This window comes from Pseudomonas sp. GZD-209, assembly GCF_049310485.1.
Lineage (GTDB): Bacteria > Pseudomonadota > Gammaproteobacteria > Pseudomonadales > Pseudomonadaceae > Aquipseudomonas > Aquipseudomonas sichuanensis.
This window is the reverse complement of the sequence record NZ_JBMOWQ010000269.1, coordinates 1-22020: the sequence shown is the minus strand read 5'-3', so window position 1 is coordinate 22020 and position 22020 is coordinate 1. Positions and strand designations below refer to the sequence as shown.

At 63.6% G+C, this 22020-nt stretch carries 21 protein-coding genes and 1 rRNA gene; 4 read left to right on the top strand and 18 right to left on the bottom strand.

Features of this window, described 5'->3' with window-relative positions:
• Positions 1-116: 116 nt before the first annotated feature.
• The 3 genes from clpB to rluD form a co-directional block, all read right to left on the bottom strand.
• Positions 117-2681: an ATP-dependent chaperone ClpB gene (gene clpB / locus ACO6VM_RS25930; protein WP_390966891.1), complete on the bottom strand. Its 2565-nt coding sequence runs from the start codon at positions 2679-2681 to the stop codon at positions 117-119.
• Positions 2682-2970: 289 nt separating this feature from the next.
• Positions 2971-3711 (bottom strand): peptidoglycan editing factor PgeF, encoded by a 741-nt coding sequence (pgeF, locus tag ACO6VM_RS25925; RefSeq protein ID WP_401058499.1) that lies wholly within the window; start codon positions 3709-3711, stop codon positions 2971-2973.
• The gene (rluD, locus tag ACO6VM_RS25920; RefSeq protein WP_390966888.1) at positions 3708-4670 is read right to left on the bottom strand and encodes a 23S rRNA pseudouridine(1911/1915/1917) synthase RluD; all 963 of its coding nucleotides are present in this window, start codon (positions 4668-4670) and stop codon (positions 3708-3710) included. The genes pgeF and rluD overlap by 4 nt, the downstream gene beginning before the upstream one ends.
• A 149-nt stretch (positions 4671-4819) precedes the next feature.
• Between rluD and ACO6VM_RS25915 the strand changes: the two genes are divergently transcribed.
• Complete coding sequence (locus ACO6VM_RS25915; RefSeq protein WP_390966886.1) at positions 4820-5839, top strand: outer membrane protein assembly factor BamD; 1020 nt, start codon at positions 4820-4822, stop codon at positions 5837-5839.
• A gap of 94 nt (positions 5840-5933) precedes the next feature.
• Entirely contained in the window at positions 5934-6164 is a 231-nt protein-coding gene (locus ACO6VM_RS25910; RefSeq protein ID WP_401058496.1) for a PP0621 family protein, read from the top strand.
• 134 nt (positions 6165-6298) lie between these two features.
• On the opposite strand, the gene thiO is transcribed toward ACO6VM_RS25910, so the two are convergent.
• Genes thiO through ACO6VM_RS25885 form a run of 5 tightly spaced genes read right to left on the bottom strand, consistent with a single transcriptional unit; the run spans position 6299 to position 9296 of the window.
• Positions 6299-7396 carry a glycine oxidase ThiO gene (gene thiO, locus ACO6VM_RS25905; protein WP_401058495.1) on the bottom strand — a complete coding sequence of 366 codons (1098 nt, stop codon included), beginning with the start codon at positions 7394-7396 and terminating at the stop codon, positions 6299-6301.
• A gap of 53 nt (positions 7397-7449) precedes the next feature.
• Entirely contained in the window at positions 7450-7848 is a 399-nt protein-coding gene (locus ACO6VM_RS25900; protein WP_401058493.1) for a type IV pilin protein, read from the bottom strand.
• Position 7849: 1 nt separating this feature from the next.
• Entirely contained in the window at positions 7850-8320 is a 471-nt protein-coding gene (locus ACO6VM_RS25895) for a hypothetical protein (protein ID WP_258644702.1), read from the bottom strand.
• Positions 8320-8964 (bottom strand): PilW family protein, encoded by a 645-nt coding sequence (locus ACO6VM_RS25890; RefSeq protein ID WP_401058491.1) that lies wholly within the window; start codon positions 8962-8964, stop codon positions 8320-8322. The genes ACO6VM_RS25895 and ACO6VM_RS25890 overlap by 1 nt, the downstream gene beginning before the upstream one ends.
• Positions 8961-9296 carry a hypothetical protein gene (locus ACO6VM_RS25885; RefSeq protein ID WP_401058490.1) on the bottom strand — a complete coding sequence of 112 codons (336 nt, stop codon included), beginning with the start codon at positions 9294-9296 and terminating at the stop codon, positions 8961-8963. The genes ACO6VM_RS25890 and ACO6VM_RS25885 overlap by 4 nt, the downstream gene beginning before the upstream one ends.
• Here ACO6VM_RS25885 and ACO6VM_RS25880 point away from each other — a divergent pair.
• Positions 9268-9906, top strand: a complete 639-nt coding sequence (locus ACO6VM_RS25880) for a GspH/FimT family pseudopilin (protein WP_401058488.1) — start codon at positions 9268-9270, stop codon at positions 9904-9906. The two genes, ACO6VM_RS25885 and ACO6VM_RS25880, sit on opposite strands and share 29 nt — an antisense overlap.
• Here the strand turns inward: ACO6VM_RS25880 and ispH are convergent, their stop codons facing one another.
• The 6 genes from ispH to murJ all read right to left on the bottom strand — a co-directional run bounded on the left by ispH (position 9907) and on the right by murJ (position 17238).
• The gene (gene ispH, locus ACO6VM_RS25875; RefSeq protein ID WP_110991775.1) at positions 9907-10854 is read right to left on the bottom strand and encodes a 4-hydroxy-3-methylbut-2-enyl diphosphate reductase; all 948 of its coding nucleotides are present in this window, start codon (positions 10852-10854) and stop codon (positions 9907-9909) included.
• Between the two features lie 14 nt (positions 10855-10868).
• Positions 10869-11306 (bottom strand): FKBP-type peptidyl-prolyl cis-trans isomerase, encoded by a 438-nt coding sequence (locus tag ACO6VM_RS25870; RefSeq protein WP_110991776.1) that lies wholly within the window; start codon positions 11304-11306, stop codon positions 10869-10871.
• Positions 11299-11811, bottom strand: a complete 513-nt coding sequence (lspA, locus tag ACO6VM_RS25865; RefSeq protein WP_125462581.1) for a signal peptidase II — start codon at positions 11809-11811, stop codon at positions 11299-11301. The genes ACO6VM_RS25870 and lspA overlap by 8 nt, the downstream gene beginning before the upstream one ends.
• Complete coding sequence (gene ileS, locus ACO6VM_RS25860; protein ID WP_401058485.1) at positions 11804-14635, bottom strand: isoleucine--tRNA ligase; 2832 nt, start codon at positions 14633-14635, stop codon at positions 11804-11806. Before ileS ends, lspA begins: the two co-directional genes overlap by 8 nt.
• A complete protein-coding gene (ribF, locus tag ACO6VM_RS25855) occupies positions 14632-15582 on the bottom strand; it encodes a bifunctional riboflavin kinase/FAD synthetase (protein WP_323830666.1) in 951 nt (316 codons plus the stop codon). Before ribF ends, ileS begins: the two co-directional genes overlap by 4 nt.
• A gap of 117 nt (positions 15583-15699) precedes the next feature.
• Positions 15700-17238 carry a murein biosynthesis integral membrane protein MurJ gene (murJ, locus tag ACO6VM_RS25850; RefSeq protein ID WP_401058483.1) on the bottom strand — a complete coding sequence of 513 codons (1539 nt, stop codon included), beginning with the start codon at positions 17236-17238 and terminating at the stop codon, positions 15700-15702.
• Positions 17239-17489: 251 nt separating this feature from the next.
• On the opposite strand from murJ, the gene rpsT reads away from it, so the two are divergent.
• Positions 17490-17768, top strand: coding sequence for a 30S ribosomal protein S20 (gene rpsT, locus ACO6VM_RS25845; protein WP_003247625.1), 279 nt, complete (start codon positions 17490-17492; stop codon positions 17766-17768).
• Positions 17769-17971: 203 nt separating this feature from the next.
• Here the strand turns inward: rpsT and ACO6VM_RS25840 are convergent, their stop codons facing one another.
• The 4 genes from ACO6VM_RS25840 to rrf form a co-directional block, all read right to left on the bottom strand.
• Complete coding sequence (locus ACO6VM_RS25840; RefSeq protein ID WP_401058481.1) at positions 17972-20272, bottom strand: PqiB family protein; 2301 nt, start codon at positions 20270-20272, stop codon at positions 17972-17974.
• Entirely contained in the window at positions 20265-20888 is a 624-nt protein-coding gene (locus tag ACO6VM_RS25835) for a paraquat-inducible protein A (RefSeq protein ID WP_401058479.1), read from the bottom strand. Before ACO6VM_RS25835 ends, ACO6VM_RS25840 begins: the two co-directional genes overlap by 8 nt.
• Positions 20875-21534: a paraquat-inducible protein A gene (locus ACO6VM_RS25830; protein ID WP_401058477.1), complete on the bottom strand. Its 660-nt coding sequence runs from the start codon at positions 21532-21534 to the stop codon at positions 20875-20877. Before ACO6VM_RS25830 ends, ACO6VM_RS25835 begins: the two co-directional genes overlap by 14 nt.
• Before the next feature lie 192 nt (positions 21535-21726).
• Positions 21727-21842 (bottom strand): 5S ribosomal RNA (gene rrf, locus ACO6VM_RS25825).
• Positions 21843-22020 lie beyond the last annotated feature (178 nt).

The following is a 22020-nucleotide window of genomic DNA, read 5'->3' as shown; positions in this document are numbered from 1 at the left end:
AAGCCCGCTCCCACGAAGGCTGGACACTGTGCGTGGGAGCGGGATTGCCCCGCGATGGGGCCGAGCCAAGCACAAAAAAAGCCCCGCTTTCGCGGGGCTCTGCATTTCAATAGTGATCAGGCAAAGACAATTTCGTCGCCTTCCACCTTGGCAGTGATCGCCGCACCCGGCAGGAACTGCCCACTGAGGATCAACTGCGCCAGCGGGTTTTCGATCCAGCGCTGGATCGCACGCTTGAGCGGCCGTGCGCCATACACCGGGTCGTAACCCACCGCGATCAGCTTGTCCAAAGCCTCTGGGCTGAGGCTCAGGCTCAGCTCGCGCTCCAGCAGACGGCTGCGCAGGCGGCCCAGCTGGATCTCGGTGATACCGGCGATCTGCTCGCGGCCCAGTGGTTCGAACACCACCACTTCGTCGATACGGTTGATGAACTCGGGCCTGAAGTGCGCGCCCACCGCATCCATCACCGCCGCACGCTGCGCCTCGCGGTCACCCACCAGTTCCTGGATCTGCGCCGAGCCCAGGTTGGAGGTCATCACGATCACCGTGTTGCGGAAGTCCACGGTGCGGCCGTGGCTGTCGGTCAGACGGCCGTCTTCAAGCACCTGCAGCAGCACGTTGAACACATCCGGGTGAGCTTTCTCCACCTCGTCCAGCAGCACCACCGAGTACGGCTTGCGGCGCACGGCCTCGGTCAGGTAACCGCCCTCTTCATAACCTACATACCCTGGTGGGGCACCGATCAGACGCGCCACGGAGTGTTTCTCCATGAACTCGGACATGTCGATGCGCACCATGGCCTCTTCGGTGTCGAACAGGAACTCGGCCAGGGCCTTGCACAGCTCGGTCTTGCCCACGCCGGTCGGGCCGAGGAACAGGAACGAGCCGCTGGGGCGGTTCGGGTCGGACAGCCCGGCGCGGGAACGGCGCACGGCGTTGGCCACGGCGGTGACCGCTTCGTGCTGGCCGATCACCCGCTGGTGCAGCAGCTCTTCCATCTTCAGCAGCTTCTCGCGCTCGCCTTCGAGCATCTTGGCCACCGGGATGCCGGTCCACTTGGAGACCACTTCGGCGATCTCTTCCTCGGTCACCTTGTTGCGCAGCAGCTGGTTCTCGCTCTTGCCGTGCTGGTCGACCATCTGCAGGCTGCGCTCCAGGTCCGGGATGACCCCGTACTGCAGCTCGGCCATGCGGCTGAGGTCGCCTTTGCGACGGGCGGCTTCGAGCTCCTGGCGGGATTGCTCGATCTTCTGCTGGATCTGCGCCGAACCCTGCACCTCGGCTTTCTCGGAGGCCCAGATTTCTTCGAGGTCGGAGTACTCGCGCTCCAGCCGCTCGATTTCTTCGGTCAGTTTTTCCAGGCGTTTCTTCGCCGCTTCGTCTTCTTCTTTCTTCAGCGCCTGGGATTCCACCTTCAGCTGGATCAGACGGCGGTCGAGGCGGTCAAGCACCTCCGGCTTGGAGTCGATCTCCATACGGATGCGGCTGGCGGCTTCGTCGATCAGGTCGATGGCCTTGTCCGGCAGCTGACGGTCGGTGATGTAGCGGTGGCTGAGCTTGGCCGCGGCGATGATCGCGCCATCGGTGATGGCCACCTTGTGGTGCACTTCATAGCGTTCTTTAAGGCCGCGCAGGATGGCGATGGTGTCTTCCTCGCTCGGCTCTTCGACCAGCACCTTCTGGAAGCGGCGCTCGAGGGCGGCGTCCTTCTCGATGAACTGGCGGTACTCGTTGAGTGTGGTGGCACCTACGCAGTGCAGCTCGCCACGGGCCAGGGCCGGCTTGAGCATGTTGCCGGCGTCCATGGCGCCCTCGCCCTTGCCGGCGCCGACCATGGTGTGCAGTTCGTCGATGAACAGGATGATCTGGCCTTCCTGTTTGGACAGCTCGTTGAGCAGGCCTTTGAGGCGCTCTTCGAATTCGCCGCGGTACTTGGCGCCAGCGATCAGCGCACCCATGTCCAGCGCCAGCAGGCGCTTGCCTTTGAGGCCATCGGGCACTTCACCGTTGATGATGCGCTGGGCCAGGCCTTCGGCGATGGCGGTCTTGCCCACGCCGGGCTCACCGATCAGCACCGGGTTGTTCTTGGTACGGCGCTGCAGCACCTGCACGGTGCGGCGGATTTCGTCGTCACGGCCGATCACCGGGTCGAGCTTGCCTTCCTCGGCACGCTTGGTGAGGTCGACGGTGTACTTGTCCAGGGCCTGGCGCGACTCTTCGGCATTGGCGTCATTCACCGCCGCGCCGCCGCGCAGGTTGTTGATGGCGTTTTCCAGGGCCTTCTTGGTCACGCCCTGGCCGAGCAGCAACTTGCCGACCTTGCTGTTCTCGTCCATGGCGGCGAGCACCACCAGTTCGCTGGAGATGAACTGGTCACCCTTCTGCTGGGCCAGGCGGTCGGCCTGGTTAAGCAGGCGCGCCAGGTCCTGGGACATGTTCACGTCGCCGGTGGGGTTCTGGATTTTCGGCAGTTGGTCGAGCTCCTTGGTCAACGCCTTTTTCAGGCTGTTGATGTCGAAGCCCACCTGCATCAGCAACGGCTTGATCGAGCCGCCCTGCTGGTCGACAAGCGCCTGCAGCAGGTGCAGGGGCTCGATGGCCGGATGGTCCATGCCCACGGCCAGGGATTGGGAATCGGATAACGCGAGTTGCAGCTTGCTGGTCAGTCGGTCTATTCGCATGGGGATACCTTCCTATAAAGGGCAGGCGGAGCGATGGACAGCACCTGTATGAAGAACCTGCCTGAGATGACCAATAGATAGGGGTGATTCTGGAAGATTCAAGCGTAGCGGGATTGATCGAGGTCAGCCGGCACGCAATAGCGTGGGAGCGGCGGTGCGCCGATGCGACTTGCCCCGCGAGGCGTGGACAGATGCATGGAACCGGGTGTCAGGCCAGACGCTATCGCGGGGCAAGCCCGCTCCCACGAAGCCTGATCAACAGGGCTTTAACCAGACCAGCCAAGCCTGATCAGCAGGGCTGTAGCCACACCAGCGAAGCAAAGCGCCCACCCTGCGGGGTGCGTCGATAGGAGAAGAAGCGTTGATCGCTGACCGTGCAGAACCCACCGCCGTAAACAGCCGTCACTCCGCGTGCAGCCAGGCGGATCCGCGCCAGCGCATAGATGTCGGCCATCAGCTTGCCCGGCCGCTCGCCGTCGACAAAGGCTGCAGCCGCCTCGGGATGCACGGCCGTGAACGCATCACGCACTTCCAGGCCCACTTCAAAGGCCTGCGGGCCAATTGCCGGCCCCAGCCACACCAACACGTCTTCAGGCGGCACGGCCAGGCGGTCCAGGGTAGCTTCCAGCACGCCACCGGCCAGCCCGCGCCAGCCGGCATGGGCGGCGGCCACACGGGTGCCGGAGCGGTCGCAGAACAGCGCGGGCAGGCAGTCGGCGGTCATCACGGTACAGGCAATGCCGGGCTGGTCGGTCCAGCTGGCATCGGCCTCGGCGACCAGCGCCGGGTTGGCGTCAGCCACCACCAGCCCATGCACTTGCTTGAGCCAGGCGGGCTGGATGGCGAATTCATCACTGAGGCGACGACGGTTCTCGGCAACGGCCAGCGGGTCATCGCCCACATGGTCGCCAAGATTGAAGGTGGCATAGGGCGGCAGGCTGACGCCGCCCTCGCGGGTGGTGACACAGGCGCGTACCGAGGCCGGGGCCGGCCAGTCGGGGAAGATCAGCGACTGCGTCAGGCCACTCATCCGATGAAGCTCTCGCGGTCCTGTTCGAGCAGCGACAGCAGCCACTTGAAGTCGTCCGGCAGCTCCGACTTCCACTCCATGCGCTCACCGGTGGTCGGGTGATCCAGGGCCAGGAAGCGTGCGTGCAGGGCCTGGCGCGGGAAGTTCTTCACCGCCTCGACCATAGTCAGGCTGGCGGCTGGCGGAATGCGGAAACGCACGCCGTACGTCTGGTCGCCGACCAACGGATAGCCGACATGCGCCATGTGCACACGGATCTGGTGGGTACGGCCGGTTTCCAGCTTGACCCGCACATGGGTGTGCGAACGGAAGCGCTTGAGTACCCGGTAGTGGCTGACCGCCGGCTTGCCACCGTCGGTGACTGCCATGCGCTGGCGCAGGCCGCCGTGACGGCCGATCGGCGCGTCGATCTTGCCACCGGCAATCACCACGCCCACCACGATGCATTCATAGATGCGGCTGACGCTGCGGCTCTGCAGCTGCTCGACCAGCTTGGTCTGCGCCTGCAGGGTCTTGGCCACCACCATCAGGCCGGTGGTGTCCTTGTCCAGGCGATGCACGATACCTGCGCGCGGCACATTGATGATGTCCGGCACATGGTGCAGCAGGGCATTGAGCAAGGTGCCATCGGCATGGCCGGCTGCCGGGTGGACCACCAGCCCGGCAGGCTTGTTGATCACCAGGATCTGGTCGTCTTCATAGACGATGTCCAGCTCGATATCCTGGGCCACCCATTCACCCTGGGCTTCCTGTTCGGCCTCGAGGGCCAGGATGTCGCCACTGTGAACGGTGTCGCGCGGCCGCAGTACCGCGTCATTGACGGTCAGGCGGCCATCCTTGATCCACGAAGTAAGGCGCGAACGCGAGTACTCGGCGAACAGTTGGGCGGCGACCTGGTCGAGGCGTTGGCCGCCCAGTTCGGACGGGACCTCTGCGCTAAGTTGAATGATCTCGGACATGCTCAATTCGGCGGGCGTACAGCCTTTGGTTTCGGCTGCGTGCTTGTGGTTAAATACGGCTTCTTTTGCCCCGGGGTTTGGCCGGGGGCGCTCATCATAACAGGACGGCTCCGCCCAAGACAGCGGCCGTCAAAGGGACGCAAGCCGCCATGCAAGTGAAACACCTGCTGCTGATCGCCATCCTCGGGCTCACCGCTGCCTGTTCCTCGAACAAGGAAGTCATTGACGAGAACCTCAGCGAGGCCGAGCTGTACCAGCAGGCTCAGGCTGATCTGGACAACTCCAGCTACACCAGCGCCGTGAACAAGCTCAAGGCCCTGGAGTCGCGCTACCCGTTCGGCCGCTACGCCGACCAGGCCCAGCTCGAGCTGATCTACGCCAACTACAAGAACTCCGAGCCCGAGGCCGCCAAGTCCGCCGCCGAGCGCTTCATCCGCCTGCACCCGCAGCACCCGAACGTCGACTACGCCTATTACCTGAAAGGCCTGACCTCCTTCGACCAGGACCGTGGCCTGCTGGCGCGCTTCCTGCCGCTGGACATGACCAAGCGTGACCCTGGCGCCGCCCGTGACTCGTACAACGAGTTCGCCCAGCTGACCAGCCGCTTCCCCAACAGCCGTTACTCGCCAGACGCCAAGCAGCGCATGATCTACCTGCGCAACCTGCTGGCCAGCTACGAAATCCACGTGGCCAACTACTACCTGAGCCGCGAGGCCTACGTGGCCGCCGCCAACCGTGGCCGTTACGTGGTCGAGAACTTCCAGGAAACCCCATCGGTCGGCGACGGCCTGGCGGTGATGGTCGAGTCGTACCAGCACATGCACCTGGACGAACTGGCCGCTACCAGCCTGGAAACCCTCAAGCTCAACTACCCGAACCACCCGAGCCTGGTCGATGGCCAGTTCGCCGCCACCCAGGATGAAAACGGCAACCGCTCCTGGCTGTCCAAGGCCACTCTGGGCCTGATCGAGACCGAGACGCCGCTGCCACCGGGCGAGACCCGCGCCAACCAGGACGTGGTGCGCCAGTTCCAGGACGCCCGCTCCGAGATGCCGGCAGACCTGCTGCCCAAGGACGAGAACGGCGACCCGATCCTGCCGGAAGGCCCGAAAGAAGCCGAGAAAGACCGCTCGTGGTTCAGCTACATGACCTTCGGTCTGTTCGACTGACCCTACGCGTGACAAAGAAGGGAGGCCCAAGGCCTCCCTTTTTTATTGGCCGCATCCTAGACTGTCGCCTTCTTCTCTCGACAAGCTGGACACCATGGTTCGCCTACTTTTCTGGATCGCCCTGATCGCCGCCGCGTTCTGGCTGTGGCGCAAGTTCAAGACCAGCCAGCAATCCCCCGCTGAGCCACGCCTCGACGACCCGCTGAGGATGGTGCGCTGCGCCCACTGCGGCGTGCACCTGCCCAATGACCGGGCGTTGCAGCAGGGCAAGGATTGGTATTGCAGCCAGCAGCATTTGCAGCAAGGGCCAGGCCGCCAGGGCTGACCCCATGAATCCCGTCCAGGTATGTCCCTGTGGGAGCGGGTTTACCCGCGATCACCAGCAAAGCTGGTGCCAGGCACCGCGGTGCCTGCTTCGCGGCTAAAGCCGCTCCCACAGAGCGCGTTCCTCCGGCGACTTCAGGCCAGACGGCCTTCAGGCGCATACGGCGCCGGGTCGATGATCGGCTCACGCCCCAGCAGCAGGTCGCTGAACAACTGGCATGACGCCGGCGCCAGCACCAGGCCATTGCGGTAATGGCCGCAGTTCAGCCATAGCCCTTCATGCCCCGGCACCGCACCGATGTACGGGATGCCTTCCGGCGACCCCGGACGCAAACCCGCCCAGTGCCCAACGACTTCGGCATCGGCCAATGCCGGCAACAGCTCGATGGCCGAGGCCTTGAGGCTGGCCAGTGCTTCGGCTGTAGGGGTTTTGTCGTAGCCTTCGTGCTCCAGGGTACTGCCCACCAGGATGTGCCCGTCGCGGCGCGGGATCGCGTAGCGCCCCTTGGCCAGGACCATGCTCGGCAAGAAATCTTCGGCGCACTTGAACAGGATCATCTGGCCTTTGACCGGCTCCACCGGCAATGCCAGGCCCAGGGTCTGCAGCAGGTCGCCGCTCCAGGCACCGGCGCTGAGCACCACATCATCGGCGGCCAGCACGCCGTCGTTGGTCTGTACACCGACGATGCGCCCGCCTTCCTCGGCGAAGCCGGTGACTTGGCAGTGCTCGCGCAGGGTGACGTTGGGCAGCGCCAGCAGCGCGGCCTTGAGCGACTTGACCAGGCGCGGGTTGCGCACGTTGGCCACACCGGCCATGTAGATCGCGTGGTGGTAGCCGGGGCCCAGAACCGGCACGGCGTCGTAGGCCGCCGAGATATCCACCGCACTCAGCGGGCGCTGTTCCCGCGCAGCCCAGGCCAGGGCCTCGGCTTCATCGTCCAGGTCCAGCCAGTACAGGCCGGTGGTGTGCACCTCGGGGTCGACGCCGGTGCTGGCGAACAGGCGCTCGCCCAGCTGTGGATAAAAATCCTGCGACCAATGCGCCAGCGCCGTCACCGCCGTGCTGTAGCGCCACGGGTACAGCGGCGAGACGATACCGCCCCCCGCCCACGACGACTCGCGGCCGACCTCGCCCTGGTCGCACAGCACCACCCGGTCGACCTCGGCCGCCAGGTTGAACGCCGTCAGCAGGCCGATGACACCACCGCCGACAATCACTACTTGCTTGCTCATCGTTCGATCCAACACCTGAAGTAATTCCACGGTGCCGCGGCACCTTCTGATCTTCAGCTTCCCCAGCACAGCTCGGCATTGTCGCCAGCACCTGGATTGCTGCGCACACCTGCCTGGTCGAGCTGGAAGTCGCCACAGCGGTCTTGCGCCATGATCCCGTCGGGCAGGCGCACGGCCAGCAGCGTGAAACTGTCAGTCTCGCGGCGAGCCTGTAGGCGGTAGTAGCGGTTACCCATGGGCAATGGCGTCACCAGCTGTTCGTTGTCGGCGTAGCCGCCGACGCGGGTGTGGTGGCGCGCAAGGCGCAGGGCCGCATCCTGCAGCAGGCCGACCACTTCGCTGTGCGCGGCGCGCCGTAGCTGTTCGCTGTAACTGGGGTAGGCAATGGCTGCCAGCATGCCGATCAGTGCCACGACAATCAACATCTCGATAAGGCTCAGGCCACGCTGCATCTCAGTCGTCCTCCAGGCGTTGGCGCCAGCTGATGCGCCGCAGCACTGCCGCGTCATCCAGCGCATGCACAGCTTCAAGTACCCGACGGCCGCGTACCTGACGGCTGATGGCCGTCACCCGAACCAGCGTCACTTGCTCGCCAGCCGGCATGCCAGCAGCCCGGCTGCTCTGGCCAAGGTTCTGCAAAAACACGTAGCCGCTGTCGGTGGCTTGCCATGGCGGGGCCGGTTCGTCGCCGGGAAGACCCGGCGGCAGGCATGCCGAACACAGCTCGGGCAAGTGCGTCGACAGCAACGCCGCCCCCTCGATCAGGCTGGCCTCTGCCTGCTCGAAAGCACGTACTCCCGCCAGTTGCTCACTCAGCAGCCGCTGCTGCACCAGCGCCTCACGCAGCCCTTGGGCCGCCAGCAGGCCGAGCAGCAGGCTCAGGCTCAGGGCCAGCAACAGCACCACACCCTGTTGCCGCTTCATCAACCCTGCCTCGGATTGCGCAACGCCACGCTCAACTGGTGACGGTGCTCAAGCTGGTGCTGGCGGTCGAACAGCGTCAGGCGAATATCCAGCAGCTCCCCCTCCGCCACTTCGACCAGGTTCACTTCGAACGCCCGCACATTGTCGATCAGATTGGCATTCTGGGAATTAGTGAGGAGCTGGAGGCTACCTTTGTGCAAGCGGTAGGTCAGCCGACGAATGGGCAAGGCCTGCACCACAGTGCCGGGGACATGCCGGTGGCCCACCACCTCGGCCCAGCTGCGGCAGTCACTGAGCACCGTCCAGTCGGCCCGGCCTGCCAGCCCGGGTAACTCCGCGCCTACCAAGGTCAGGCTGCCGGGTGTGATAGTGATCGGCGTGGCGAACGCCTCGGCGGCGCCGGCAATCCTGAAGTCAGCCGCATCCAGGCGCAGGCAACCGAACATGCCGGCCATGCGGATATCCTCGGCCAAGCGTTGCAACACCAGCCGGGCGTCATCCTGAAGGCGGGCGGTCGCCCCTTGCAGGCGCCAAGCCTGGTAGGCCGAGCCGAACAGTTGACTCGCCGCCGCCAGCAACATCAAGCCAAGTGCCAGCGCCAGCAGTGCCTCGATTAGGCCGAAACCTGCAGGCCGCCGCCTCATGGCTGTACCCGGCCTTGCAGTTCAAGCACCTGCCGCTGGCCGCCCATGGGCCAAGACACCTCAAGCATCAGCCAATCAGCCGCCAAGCTGGCTTGCGCCTCCGCCTGCCCGCCCAATACGGTCACCACCTGCGCTCGCCACGCCGTCGTGTCGACCGCCGACAGCGCCCCCCTCGCCCTGGCGCGTTCCAGCATGCCTTGCAGCAGTTGCAGCGCCTGCCCTTCACGCCAGGCGCTGTCGCTGGCATGCAGGCCGCGAACCTGTATTGCTGCTGCCATGAAGACGCCCAGCGCCAGCACGGTCATGGCCACCAGCACTTCCAACAATGTCATGCCGCCTTCCCTGCCCCACATCGACACCCCTCCTGGGATCTTTCCTCGCCTGCCAATTGAAGCCGCCGACTGGTATTCACATGAGCCGTTGGCGAAGCTTCAGCGAAGCACGTCCAGGGGGAAATGCACGGTGAGGCAACAGGGTGTAACACTGCTGCAAATGATGTCTGCACTGGCCGTGGCAGGCCTTCTGACACAGCTTGGGGTTTCGACCTACGGCAAACTCAGCGAAGAGCTGGATCAGGCCGCTACAGCCCGTGAGCTGGCACAGGCGCTGCGTGACGCGCGCAACCAGGCGCTGCTACGTCAGCGGGCGGTAGTGGTGCAGCCAGTGGAGGAAGACTGGGGCAAGGGCTGGCGCGTTTTGCTGGAACATAACGGCCTGTTGCTGCGCGAATATCGCCTGGCAAAGCCAGCCAGGATCGTCGCGAGCTCAGGTAAGACGGTCAGATTCAGCGGGCGGGGAGCGCCGCTGGGGGATGGCTTCGGGGGGATAACCTTGACCCTTTGCCCATGGGGGGGCGCGGGAAGCGAGCAGAGGGTGGTGCTGAGCCCCAGTGGAAGAGTGCGCCTGCTCAGCGACGAAAAACGTCGCTGCGCAGGCGACTGATCAGATCAGCGAGCGAACCCGCAGCTCTTTGGGCATGGAGAAGGTGATGTTCTCCTCACGGCCATCGAGTTCTTCGGCGCCGGTCGCGCCCCAGGCCTTGAGCTGTTCGATCACGCCACGCACCAACACTTCAGGGGCCGAAGCACCGGCGGTGATGCCGATCCGCCCGACACCATCGAACCAGCTGCGCTGCAGGTCCTCGGCACCGTCGATCAGGTAGGCCGGGGTGCTCATGCGCTCGGCCAGCTCACGCAGGCGGTTGGAGTTGGAGCTGTTGGGGCTGCCGACCACCAGCACCACGTCGCACTCGTCGGCCAGTTGCTTGACGGCGTCCTGGCGGTTCTGGGTGGCGTAGCAGATGTCGTCCTTGCGCGGCCCACCGATACTCGGGAAGCGTGCACGCAGGGCGTCGATGACCCGGCTGGTGTCATCCATCGACAGGGTGGTCTGGGTGACGAAGGCCAGATGCTCGGGGTTGCGCACCTGCAGCGCGGCGACGTCCTTCTCGTCTTCGACGAGGTAGATGGCGCCGCCATTGCTGGCATCGTACTGCCCCATGGTGCCTTCGACTTCCGGGTGCCCGGCGTGGCCGATCAGGATGCACTCACGGCCATCGCGGCTGTACTTGGCAACCTCGATATGCACCTTGGTTACCAGTGGGCAGGTGGCGTCGAAGACTTTCAGGCCACGGCCGGCGGCCTCCTGGCGCACCGCTTGCGACACACCGTGGGCGCTGAAGATGACGATGACGTCGTCCGGCACCTGGTCCAGCTCTTCGACGAAAATCGCGCCACGGCTGCGCAGGTCTTCGACGACGAACTTGTTGTGCACCACTTCGTGGCGCACGTAGATCGGCGGGCCGAAGACTTCCAGGGCGCGATTGACGATCTCGATCGCCCGGTCGACCCCCGCGCAGAAGCCGCGCGGGTTGGCGAGTTTGATTTGCATGCTCGGCTCCAGGCTCACAGGGCCTTCACGTCGAGGATCTGCACCTCGAAGTTGAGGGTCTTGCCAGCCAGTGGATGGTTGAAGTCGATGGTCACCTGGTTGTCGTCGAACGCTTTGACCACACCCGGCAGCTCGGTGTTGGCGGCATCGTTGAAGATCACCAGCAGCCCGTCGGACAGCTCCATGCCTTCGAACTGCGAGCGCGGCATCACCTGCACGTTCTGCGGGTTGTGCTGGCCGAAGGCGTTCTCTGGGGCGATGCTCAGCTTGCGCTGGTCACCGGCCTTGAAACCGAACAGGGCGCTTTCGAAGCCTGGCAGCAGGTTGCCGTCGCCGACCTTGAAGGTGGCCGGGGCCTTGTCGAAGGTGCTGTCGACGGTGTCGCCGTTTTCCAGGTGCAGGGCGAAGTGCAGGGTCACTTCGGTGTTCTGGCCAATACGTGTCTCAGTCATGGACAGGCTCCTCGGACTTCTTGCTCTTGAACATATCCAGCGCCAGCATCACCGCACCCACGGTGATGGCGCTGTCGGCCACGTTGAAGGCCGGGAAGTAATGGGTGTTGCGCCAGTGCACCAGGATGAAGTCGACCACATGGCCAAGCACCACGCGGTCATACAGGTTGCCCAGCGCGCCACCCAGCACCAGGGCCAGGGCCACGGCAAGCCAGGTCTCGTTGCGCCCCAGGCGCTTGAGCCAGACCACCAGCACGGCACTGACCACCAGGGCGATCAGGGCGAACAACCAGCGCTGCCAGCCGGAGCTGTCGGCGAGGAAGCTGAAGGCCGCGCCGGTGTTGTAGGCCAGGGTCCAGCTGAAGTAGTCGGGGATGACCACGATCTGCTGATACAGGCTCAACGCCCCTTCGAAGTAGACCTTGGTGGCCTGGTCGACGACCAGTACCACCAGGCTCAGCCAGAGCCAGGCAAGGCGCCCGAAGCGCCCAGCTGCATTAGGCATAGTGGCGCACCTCACCTTCACCGCTCAGGTTGTCGACGCAACGGGCGCAGATTTCCGGGTGCTCCGGGTGGCTGCCGACATCGGCGCGGAAGTGCCAGCAACGGCCGCACTTGGCATGGCCGGACTTGACGATCTTCAGCTTGAGGCCTTCGACTTCGGTTGTCACGGCATCGGCCGGGGCCTGGACGAACGGCACCACGCTGGCGGCGGAGGTGATCAGCACGAAGCGCAGCTCGTCGCCGAGCTTGTTCAGGTCGGCAGTCAGGCCCTCTTCGGCGAACAGGGTGACTTCGGCCTGCAGGTTGCCGCCGATGACCTTGGCGCTGCGCTGGTTCTCCAGTTCCTTGTTGACGGCTGCCTTGACGGCCATCACGCGGTCCCAGTAAGCGCGGTCCAGCTCGGCGTCGGCCGGCAGTTCGCTCAGGCCCTGGTACCAGCCGTTGAGCATCACCGACTCGTTACGCTCACCTGGCAGGTACTGCCAGATTTCGTCGGCGGTAAAGGCCAGGATCGGCGCGATCCAGCGCACCAGCGCCTCGCTGATGTGGTACAGCGCGGTCTGGCAGGAACGGCGGGCGACACTGTTGGCGCCGGTGGTGTACTGGCGGTCCTTGATGATGTCGAGGTAGAAGCCGCCCAGCTCCTGCACGCAGAAGTTGTGGATCTTCGAGTAGACGTTCCAGAAGCGGTATTCGCCGTAGTGCTCTTCCAGCTCGCGCTGCAGCAGCAGGGTACGGTCCACCGCCCAGCGGTCCAGCGCCAGCATGTCTTCGGCCGGCAGCAGGTCGCGGGCCGGGTCGAAGCCGGACAGGTTGGAGAGCAGGAAACGCGCGGTGTTGCGGATGCGGCGGTAGGCGTCGGCGCTGCGTTGCAGGATCTGCTCGGAAACCGCCATCTCACCGGAGTAGTCGGTGGCCGAGACCCACAGGCGCAGGATGTCGGCACCCAGGGTGTTGTTGACCTTTTCCGGCTCGATGGTGTTGCCCAGCGACTTGGACATCTTGCGGCCGTTCTCGTCCACGGTGAAGCCGTGGGTCAGCAGCTCGCGGTACGGCGCGTGGTTGTCGATGGCGCAGCCGGTCAGCAGCGACGAGTGGAACCAGCCGCGGTGCTGGTCGGAACCTTCCAGGTACAGGTCGGCGCGCGGGCCGGTGGCGTGGCCGATGTCGTGCGAGCCACGCAGCACATGCCAGTGGGTGGTGCCGGAGTCGAACCAGACGTCGAGGGTGTCGGTGATCTTGTCGTACTGGCCGGCTTCGTCACCGAGCAGTTCGGCGGCGTCCATCTTGAACCAGGCTTCGATGCCTTCTTTCTCGACGCGCTTGGCCACTTCTTCCATCAGTTCGACGGTGCGCGGGTGCAGCTCGCCGGTCTGTTTGTCGAGGAAGAACGGGATCGGTACGCCCCAGTTGCGCTGACGCGAGATGCACCAGTCCGGGCGGTTGGCGATCATCGAGTGCAGGCGCGCCTGGCCCCAGGCCGGGACGAACTTGGTGTCTTCGATGGCCTTGAGCGCGCGTTCACGCAGCGGCTCGCCAGTGGATGGCTGCTTGTCCATGCCGACGAACCACTGCGCGGTGGCGCGGTAGATCAGCGGGGTCTTGTGGCGCCAGCAGTGCATGTAGCTGTGGCTGATGGTTTCGGTGTGCATCAGCGCACCGACTTCGCTCAGCTTGTCGACGATGGCCGGGTTGGCCTTCCAGATGAACTGGCCGCCGAAGAACGGCAGCGACTCGACGTACACGCCGTTGCTTTGTACCGGGGTGAGGATGTCGTCGTTGACCATGCCGTAGCGCTTGCAGGTGACGAAGTCGTCTTCACCGTAGGCAGGCGACGAGTGCACCACGCCGGTACCGGCGCCCAGCTCGACGTAGTCGGCCAGGTAGATCGGCGACAGGCGGTCGTAGAACGGGTGACGGAAGTTGATCAGCTCCAGCGCCGAACCTTGCGCGGTGGCGATGACCGAACCTTCGAGGTTGTAACGCTTGAGGCACGACTCGACCAGCTCTTCGGCCAGCACCAGCAGGCGCTCGCCGGTATCGACCAGGGCGTACTTGAACTCGGGGTGGATGTTCAGCGCCTGGTTGGCCGGGATGGTCCACGGGGTGGTGGTCCAGATCACGATGGCCGCCGGCTTGGCCAGCGAGGCCAGGCCGAAGGCGGCGGCCAGCTTGGCGTCGTCGGCGACCGGGAAGGCCACGTCGATGGTCTGGGATTTCTTGTCGGCGTATTCGACTTCGGCTTCGGCCAGGGCCGAACCGCAATCGAAGCACCAGTTCACGGGCTTGAGGCCCTTGAATACGAAGCCTTGCTTGACCATCTCGGCCAGGGCGCGGATTTCACCGGCCTCGTTGGCGAAGTTCATGGTCTTGTAGGGGTTGTCCCAGTCACCCAGCACGCCCAGGCGGATGAACTCGGTCTTCTGCCCTTCGATCTGCTCGGCGGCGTACTCGCGGCACAGCTCGCGGGTGCGGTCGGCGGTCAGGTGCTTGCCGTGGGTGACTTCGACCTTGTGCTCGATCGGCAGGCCGTGGCAGTCCCAGCCCGGCACGTAGGGCGCATCGAAGCCCGACAGGGTTTTCGAGCGGACGATCATGTCCTTGAGAATCTTGTTCAGCGCATGACCGATATGGATCTTGCCGTTGGCATAGGGCGGGCCGTCGTGCAGGACGAACTTCGGACGATCCTTGCCAATTTCGCGCAGCTTCTGGTACAGGCCAATGCTGTCCCAGCGCTGCAGAATCTGCGGTTCGCGCTGAGGCAGGCCGGCCTTCATCGGGAAGGCGGTGTCCGGAAGGTTTAGCGTGGCTTTGTAGTCGGTCATTTCAGGCTCTTCGTTAGCGGTTGAGCGTGCCAGTGGGCACGTGCGGCGGCGATGTCCGCGTCGATCGCCGACTTCAGCGCCTCCAGGGAGGCGAAACGCTGCTCTTCACGCAGCTTGTGGTGGAACTCCACCGTCAGACGCCGGCCGTAGAGGTCACCGGCGTAGTCCAGAAGATGAATCTCCAGGTGGGGACGCCCATCACCGGCGACGGTGGGGCGTACTCCGATATTGCCGACACCCGGCCACTGCTGGCCGTCGATCTCGATGCTGGCCAGGTAGACCCCGGACAGCGGTACGCGGCGGCGCTTGAGCTGGATGTTGGCGGTGGGCGTGCCAAGCTGACGGGCCAGTTTCTGGCCGTGCAGCACGCGCCCGGTAATGCGGTAAGGGCGGCCCAGCAGGTGCGCGGCCAGTTCGAAGTTGCCTTCGCTGAGGGCCTTGCGCACTTCGGTGCTGCTGACCCGCAGGCCGTCCTGGATCACGGTGTTGGCGGCTTCGACGGTAAAGCCGTAGCGCACGCCTGCATCGACCAGGAAATCGAAGTCGCCGGCGCGGTCGCAGCCGAAGCGGAAGTCGTCACCCACTTCGAGGTGGCGCACACCCAGGCCATCGACCAGGATCGCCTTGACGAATTCATCGGCGCTGAGCTTGCTCAGGCGCTGGTTGAAGGCCAGGCACAACACCCGGTCGATACCTTCGCCAGCCAGCAGCTCGACCTTGTCGCGCAGGCGCGCCAGGCGGGCCGGGGCGGTGTCGGGGGCGAAGTATTCGCGCGGCTGCGGCTCGAAGATCACCACGCAGGTGGGCATGCCGAGTGCCTGGCCGCGCTCGCGCAGACGCGCGAGAATCGCCTGGTGACCCCGGTGGACCCCGTCGAAGTTGCCAATGGTGGCGACACAGCCCCGGTGCTCGGGGCGCAGGTTGTGAAGACCTCGAACCAGCTGCATAACGCGCTTCTTGCTCATAAAGTGGCCGATTATAACCACACCCGGGCGCTGACGACAGGCAGCAGCGCCACCCGGGTGTGTGGAATGTGAAAAACCGACGCCTGACCCTTTTGCGCCTCAGTGCAGCGCTTTGCGGGCGAAATGCCGCGGGCGGAAACCGCACAGGTACAGGCAACCGAAGTAAGTAACCACGCCTGCCGCGATCAGGCCGCCCAGGCGCAGGAAACGCGCCAGCATATCGCCCTGCGCCCAGGCCGGCAGGTAGTGCATGCCCAACAGCAGCACGCCCGACATCAGCCCCACCGCCAACAGCAGCTTGAGCAGGAACAGCAGCCAGCCGGGTTGCGGCGTGTACAGCTGTTGGCTGCGCAGCTTCCAGTACAGCAGGCCGGCATTCAGGCAGGCCCCCAGGCTGATCGCCAGGGCCAGACCGGCATGGGCCAGCGGGCCGACCAGCGCCAGGTTGAACAGCTGGGTGCAGACCAGGGTGAACACCGCGATCTTTACCGGCGTGCGGATATTCTGCTGGGCATAGAAGCCTGGAGCCAGCACCTTGACCAGGATGATCGCCAGCAGGCCCACCGAATAGGCGATCAGGGCTCGCTGGGTCATGGCCGCGTCGAAGGCGGTGAACTTGCCGTACTGGAACAGCGCCACGGTCAGCGGTTCGGCAAGAATCGCCAGGGCCAGGGTGCATGGCAACACCAGCAGGAAGCACAGGCGCAGGCCCCAGTCGAGAATCCGCGAGTACTCTTCACGGTCCTTGTTGGCGTAGGTCTTGGCCAGGGTCGGCAACAGGATGGTGCCCAGGGCTACGCCCAGCACCCCCGAAGGCAGCTCCATCAGCCGGTCGGCGTAATACATCCACGACACCGAGCCAGCCACCAGGAAGGAGGCGAAAATGGTGTTGATGATCAGCGAGATCTGGCTCACCGATACCCCGAGGATGGCCGGCAGCATCTGCTTGAGCACCCGCCACACGCCGGCGTCGCGCAGGTTCAGGCGCGGCAGTACGAGCATGCCGATCTTCTTCAACGCGGGCAGCTGGTACAGCAGTTGCGCCAGGCCACCGGCCAGCACGCCCCAGCCCAGGGCCATGATTGGCGGGTCGAAGTACGGTGTGAGCAGGACGGCGAAGGCGATCATCGCCACGTTGAGCAGGGTCGGGGTGAAGGCCGGAACGCTGAAGCGGTTCCAGGTATTGAGGATGGCGCCGGCCAGCGAAGACAGCGAGATCAGCAATATATAAGGAAAGGTCACCCGCAGCAGCGAAGTGGTCAGCTCGTATTTCTCGGCATTGTCCACAAACCCCGGCGCCGTGGCCCAGACCACCCAGGGCGCGGCAAGAATGCCGATGACTGTCACCAGCGCCAGAACCAGGGTAAGCAGGCCGCTGACATAGGCAATGAAGGTTCGGGTGGCCTCCTCGCCCTGTTGGGTCTTGTACTCGGCCAGGATCGGCACGAAGGCTTGCGAAAACGCGCCTTCGGCAAAGATCCGCCGCAGCAGGTTAGGCAGCTTGAAGGCGATGAAAAAGGCGTCGGTGGCCACGCCAGCGCCGAAAATCCGCGCCAGGATGGTGTCGCGCACGAAGCCGAGCACCCGGGAAATCATGGTGATGGAGCTGACCGCAGCCAGGGATTTGAGCAGGTTCATCGAAAAGATTCACGCCAGAGGACGGAGGACGCTGCCAGTTGGCATCCGAATGTGCGATACTCCCGCGCCTTCGCAGGGGAGCCAAAAATTCCCGAGTTTACAGGTCGCGTAGCAGAAAGGAATCTTTCCTGCCTGTTGACCCACCACTCGGCGGAACCTTGCAGGTGGCCTTGACATCCGTTCGACTCGTCGGCATGATTCGCGGCCTATTTTGTTTGCTATTTACCTAAAGTCTTTCGAGGAGCTCGACGGTGGCCAACACACCTTCCGCCAAGAAACGTGCAAAACAGGCTGAGAAGCGTCGCAGCCACAACGCCAGCCTGCGTTCCATGGTTCGCACCTACATCAAGAATGTAGTCAAAGCCATTGACGCAAAAGACGCTGAAAAAGCGCAAGCCGCTTACGTTCTGGCTGTGCCTGTAATCGACCGTATGGCCGACAAGGGCATCATCCACAAGAACAAGGCTGCTCGCCACAAAGGCCGTCTGAATGGCCACATCAAGGCACTGAAAGAAGCTGCAGCTGCCTAAGCGACGTTCTTGTCGAAAAAACCGACCCTAGGGTCGGTTTTTTTATGCCTGCGATTTACTGGGCCAAGCTGGCAGATCACTTATCCTGTGGGGGCGGCTTCAGCCGCGAAGCATGCAAGGCGGTGGATGGCACCCGCTGCGCGGGTGTGCGCGGCTAAAGCCACCCCTACAGGGGCAGGGCCGCATGACGGCCCTGCCCTTCATCACTTGCCGATCTGCAGCTTCGGCGCCCACTGCAGCCAGGCATCTTCCGGCTTGTCGAACAGGGCGAAGGTCTGCTGCGGCCGTGCCGGGTTGCCCATCTGCTCGCCATCCGGCGTGGCAAAGGCGATACCACCTTCAATCAGGGTCTCCACCGACTCGGTGCGCACCGTGGCGCCCTTGAACAGCCCCCAGTCGAAACCGAACCCACTGCTGTTCCAGAAGCGGCTACCACCGCGTACCAGGCCTGCATAACGCGGCTCGATAAGGATGTGGATAAGTACCCGGTCGGCAGTCTGGCCCAGCTCGAAGCCGACCACCTTGCCCACCGCGACTTCACGGTAGGTGACCGGTACCCCGGGCTTGATCGAGCCACGCCGCGGCGCACTCAGGGTCAGCGGCAGGCCGACTTCCTCGCCCTTCACCTCCGGTGCGTCGGCCAAGGCGATGAAATCTCGCTGCGGCCCCTTGTCCTTGAGCGCCGGCAACACTTCCAGGTACTGCCCTCCCACCAAGGTATCGAGGTTCTCGGTGCGCACCAGGCCGAGGGCCGGCTTGACCACCCAGAACTGTGTCCCTACCCGCGCAATGCGATCTGCGGCCTGGGTAATACGTGCCCTGAGCAATACGCCCTGCAGGTCGCTGGTCAGGTCCACGCTTTCGACACTGCCCACGTCCAGCCCGCGGAAGCGAATCGAGGTCCCCGGTTTCAGCCCATCGGCACGCTCCACGCGAATGGTTACCAGGGTGCCGGCACGGTTGGCGGCCTCCTGGCTCTCATGCAGACGGAAACGCGGGATACGCCGTTTGAGCGGCACATCGGGTTTGGGTGTGTCGAAGGAGATACCGCCGGCCATAAGAGTCTGCAGCGACTCACTCTTGACCTGAATCCCCGAGAGGCCGCCGGTCAGGGTGATACCGCTGGCATTCCAGAAGCGCGTGGAGCCGTTGACCAGGTTGGCGTACTCCTTCTCGATGTGGACACCGATCAGGATGCGCTTGCTGTTGCGGGCAAACTGATAGCTCTGCACGCTGCCCACGCGCACCTGGCGGTACATTACCGGACTGCCCACTTCCAGCGAGCCGAGGGTTTCGGCGAACAGCACCATGTGCAAGCCTGGTGCCTTGAGATCAAGCGGCGGCGCTTTGGGCCGCGCCTCGAACTCACGCAAGGGCTTGGCGCCGGGCTCACCCGGGCGAACAGCAATGTAGTTACCCTTTACCAGCGCTTCCAAGCCAGTGATACCCGCGAGCGAGATGGAAGGCTTGACCACCCAGAACTGAGTCCCTTCGACCAGGTAATCCTCTGCCAGTGGGTCCAGGGTCAATTCCGCCATTGCGCTGGACAGGTCACCTTCGATCTTCAGGTCCTTGAGCGAGCCTACCTGGATACCCTTGTACAGCACCGGGGTACGGCCCTTCTGCAGCCCCTCGAAATCACTCAGCTTGACCTTCACCCGGATACCCGCCTGAGCGGCGTCGAAATCCTCATACAGCCGGAACGGCAGGCTTGGATCAGTGGGCGGGCTGTCCTGGCGATTTTCTGGCGTGGCGAAAGCGATACCGCCGGCGACGATGCTGGAAAGCGATTCGGTGCGCACCTTCACGCCGGACAGGTCGGCATCGATGCTGACGCCACTGGCGTTCCAGAAACGCGTGTGCTTGCGCACCAGGCTGGCGTAGGCGGGCGCGATGAAGACCTTGATCTCCACAGTGCCCTGATCATCGGACAGGCGATAGCTTTTCACCCGGCCCACCTGGATCTGCTTGTAGAACACCGGGCTGTCACGATTGAGCGAACCCAGGCGCTCGGCCTTGAGGGTCAGGTGCAAACCGGGCTCGGCATCGGACAACGGCGGGGCTGCCTTGAGCGCGGTGAAGCGCTTGGTCGGTTCGCCCTCTCCTGGCTCCACGGCGATGTAATTGCCTGAGACAAGCGTTTCAAGCCCGGTAATACCTGCCAGGCTGACGCTGGGCTTTACCAGCCAGAAGCGCGTGCCCTTGGTCAAATGTGGCCCGGCCGCCTTGTTCATTTCAATGGTGGCGATCACACCCCGATTTTCGCCCTTGTTATCCAGCACCAGGCCCGTCACCTTGCCGATCGACATGCCCTTGAAAATGATCTCGGTCTTGTTGGCGACGATGCCCTCGCCGGTTTCGAAGCGCACCTGGATTTCGATACCGGCGTCACGGTAGGCCTGCCAGGCCAGCCAGCCGCCGATAGCGAGCGCGATCAGCGGCAGGATCCAGATGGCCGACCAGTTCGAAGCAGGGCGGGTTTTAGCCGTAGGCAAGTCACTCATGGTCGTCATCCGACTCCGTGTTGTCCCAGATCAGTCGGGGATCGAAAGTTAAGGCGGCGAGCATCGTCAGGATCACCACACTGGCGAAGGCGACAGCGCCCAGGTTGGCTTCGACACTGGCAATGCGGCCAAAATTCACCACCGCCACCAGGATGGCAATGACAAAGATATCCAGCATGGACCAGCGCCCGATGAACTCGATGAAGCGGTACATCAGAATGCGCTGGCGCGCCGACAGCGGCTGGTGGCGCTGCACCGAATACAGCAGCAGGGCAATGCCTACCAGCTTGAAAGTGGGCACCAGGATGCTGGCGATGAACACCACGGCGGCGATCGGCAACATGCCGTGCTTGAGCAGGGTAATAACCCCCGACATGATGGTGTCGGGGCTGCCCTGCCCCAGCGCGCTGACCGTCATGATCGGCAACACGTTGGCAGGGATATAGAGCACCATCGCAGTGATCAGCAGCGCCCAGGTGCGCACGATGCTGTTAGGGCGTCGCTCATGGACAACCGCCCCGCAGCGGGTGCAGGTCTGGGACGTGGTATCTGCCTCGCGGCGGTTGAGCTCATGGCATTCACCGCAGACCAGAATGCCTGCATCAATCGCCCGCATGGACATCCTCCCCGGACAAGGCCACCCAGATCTGGTGCGGCGACATCACCACTTCCAGCCACACCTGCACCAGCAACAGGCTGATGAAGCAGAACAGGCCGAGGCCGATACTCAGTTCAGCCAGGTCGACCAGCTTGACGATGGCAACCAGCACACCCATGAAGTACACCTCGAGCATGCCCCACTCGCGCAAGTGGTGATAAATACGATAGATCAGCAAACCGTAACTGCGACCGACGTCAAAACGGATGCTCAGCAGTACCAGCAACTGACACAACAACTTGAGCAGCGGGATGGCCATGCTACACAGGAACACCACCACGGCGACGCCGCGCATTTCGGAATTGAACAAGCCGAGCACGCCGCTCCAGACGGTATCGTCCGAGGTTTGGCCAAGCAGATGCAGCTGCATGATTGGCAGGAAGTTGGCAGGCACATAGAGCAGCAAGGCGGTAAGGACCAGCGCCAGGCTGCGGGGAACGACGTTATGCCGGTGGGCATAAAGCTCGTAGCCACAGCGCGGGCAATGGGCCTTCTCGTCGTTTTGCAGCGTCGTCTTGCGCATCAGCAGGTCGCACTCGTGGCAGGCTACGAGTTCGTCCAGGGGTAACTGTGCGAGCGCTTGCGTATCGACAGGGTTGGGCATAAGAGGGTTCTGAATGGATGCGTCGGCTCTATTCTAGTGTTCTGACTCGAATTGTGGGAGACGACTATTGTGAGGGACTGTATGGCAGCACCTGCGGGTGGCGCTGCTCACCGTCCAGGAGCGCTGATTTCGTCCTGGCGGAAAAGACAAAACCCCTACCTGCATGCGCAGATAGGGGTTTTGCGAAATGAATCTTGACGATGACCTACTCTCACATGGGGAAACCCCACACTACCATCGGCGATGCATCGTTTCACTACTGAGTTCGGGATGGGATCAGGTGGTTCCAATGCTCTATGGTCGTCAAGAAATTCGGTTGCCCAGAATGTCTTGTGAACACTCTTGGCTAATTCGGATATGTGAATTTGTGGTCTTACGAACTTTCGGTTCTTTCGTCTTCACCACCACAATTCGGCTTACGCACAAATTGCTTGGGTGTTATATGGTCAAGCCTCACGGGCAATTAGTATTGGTTAGCTCAACGCC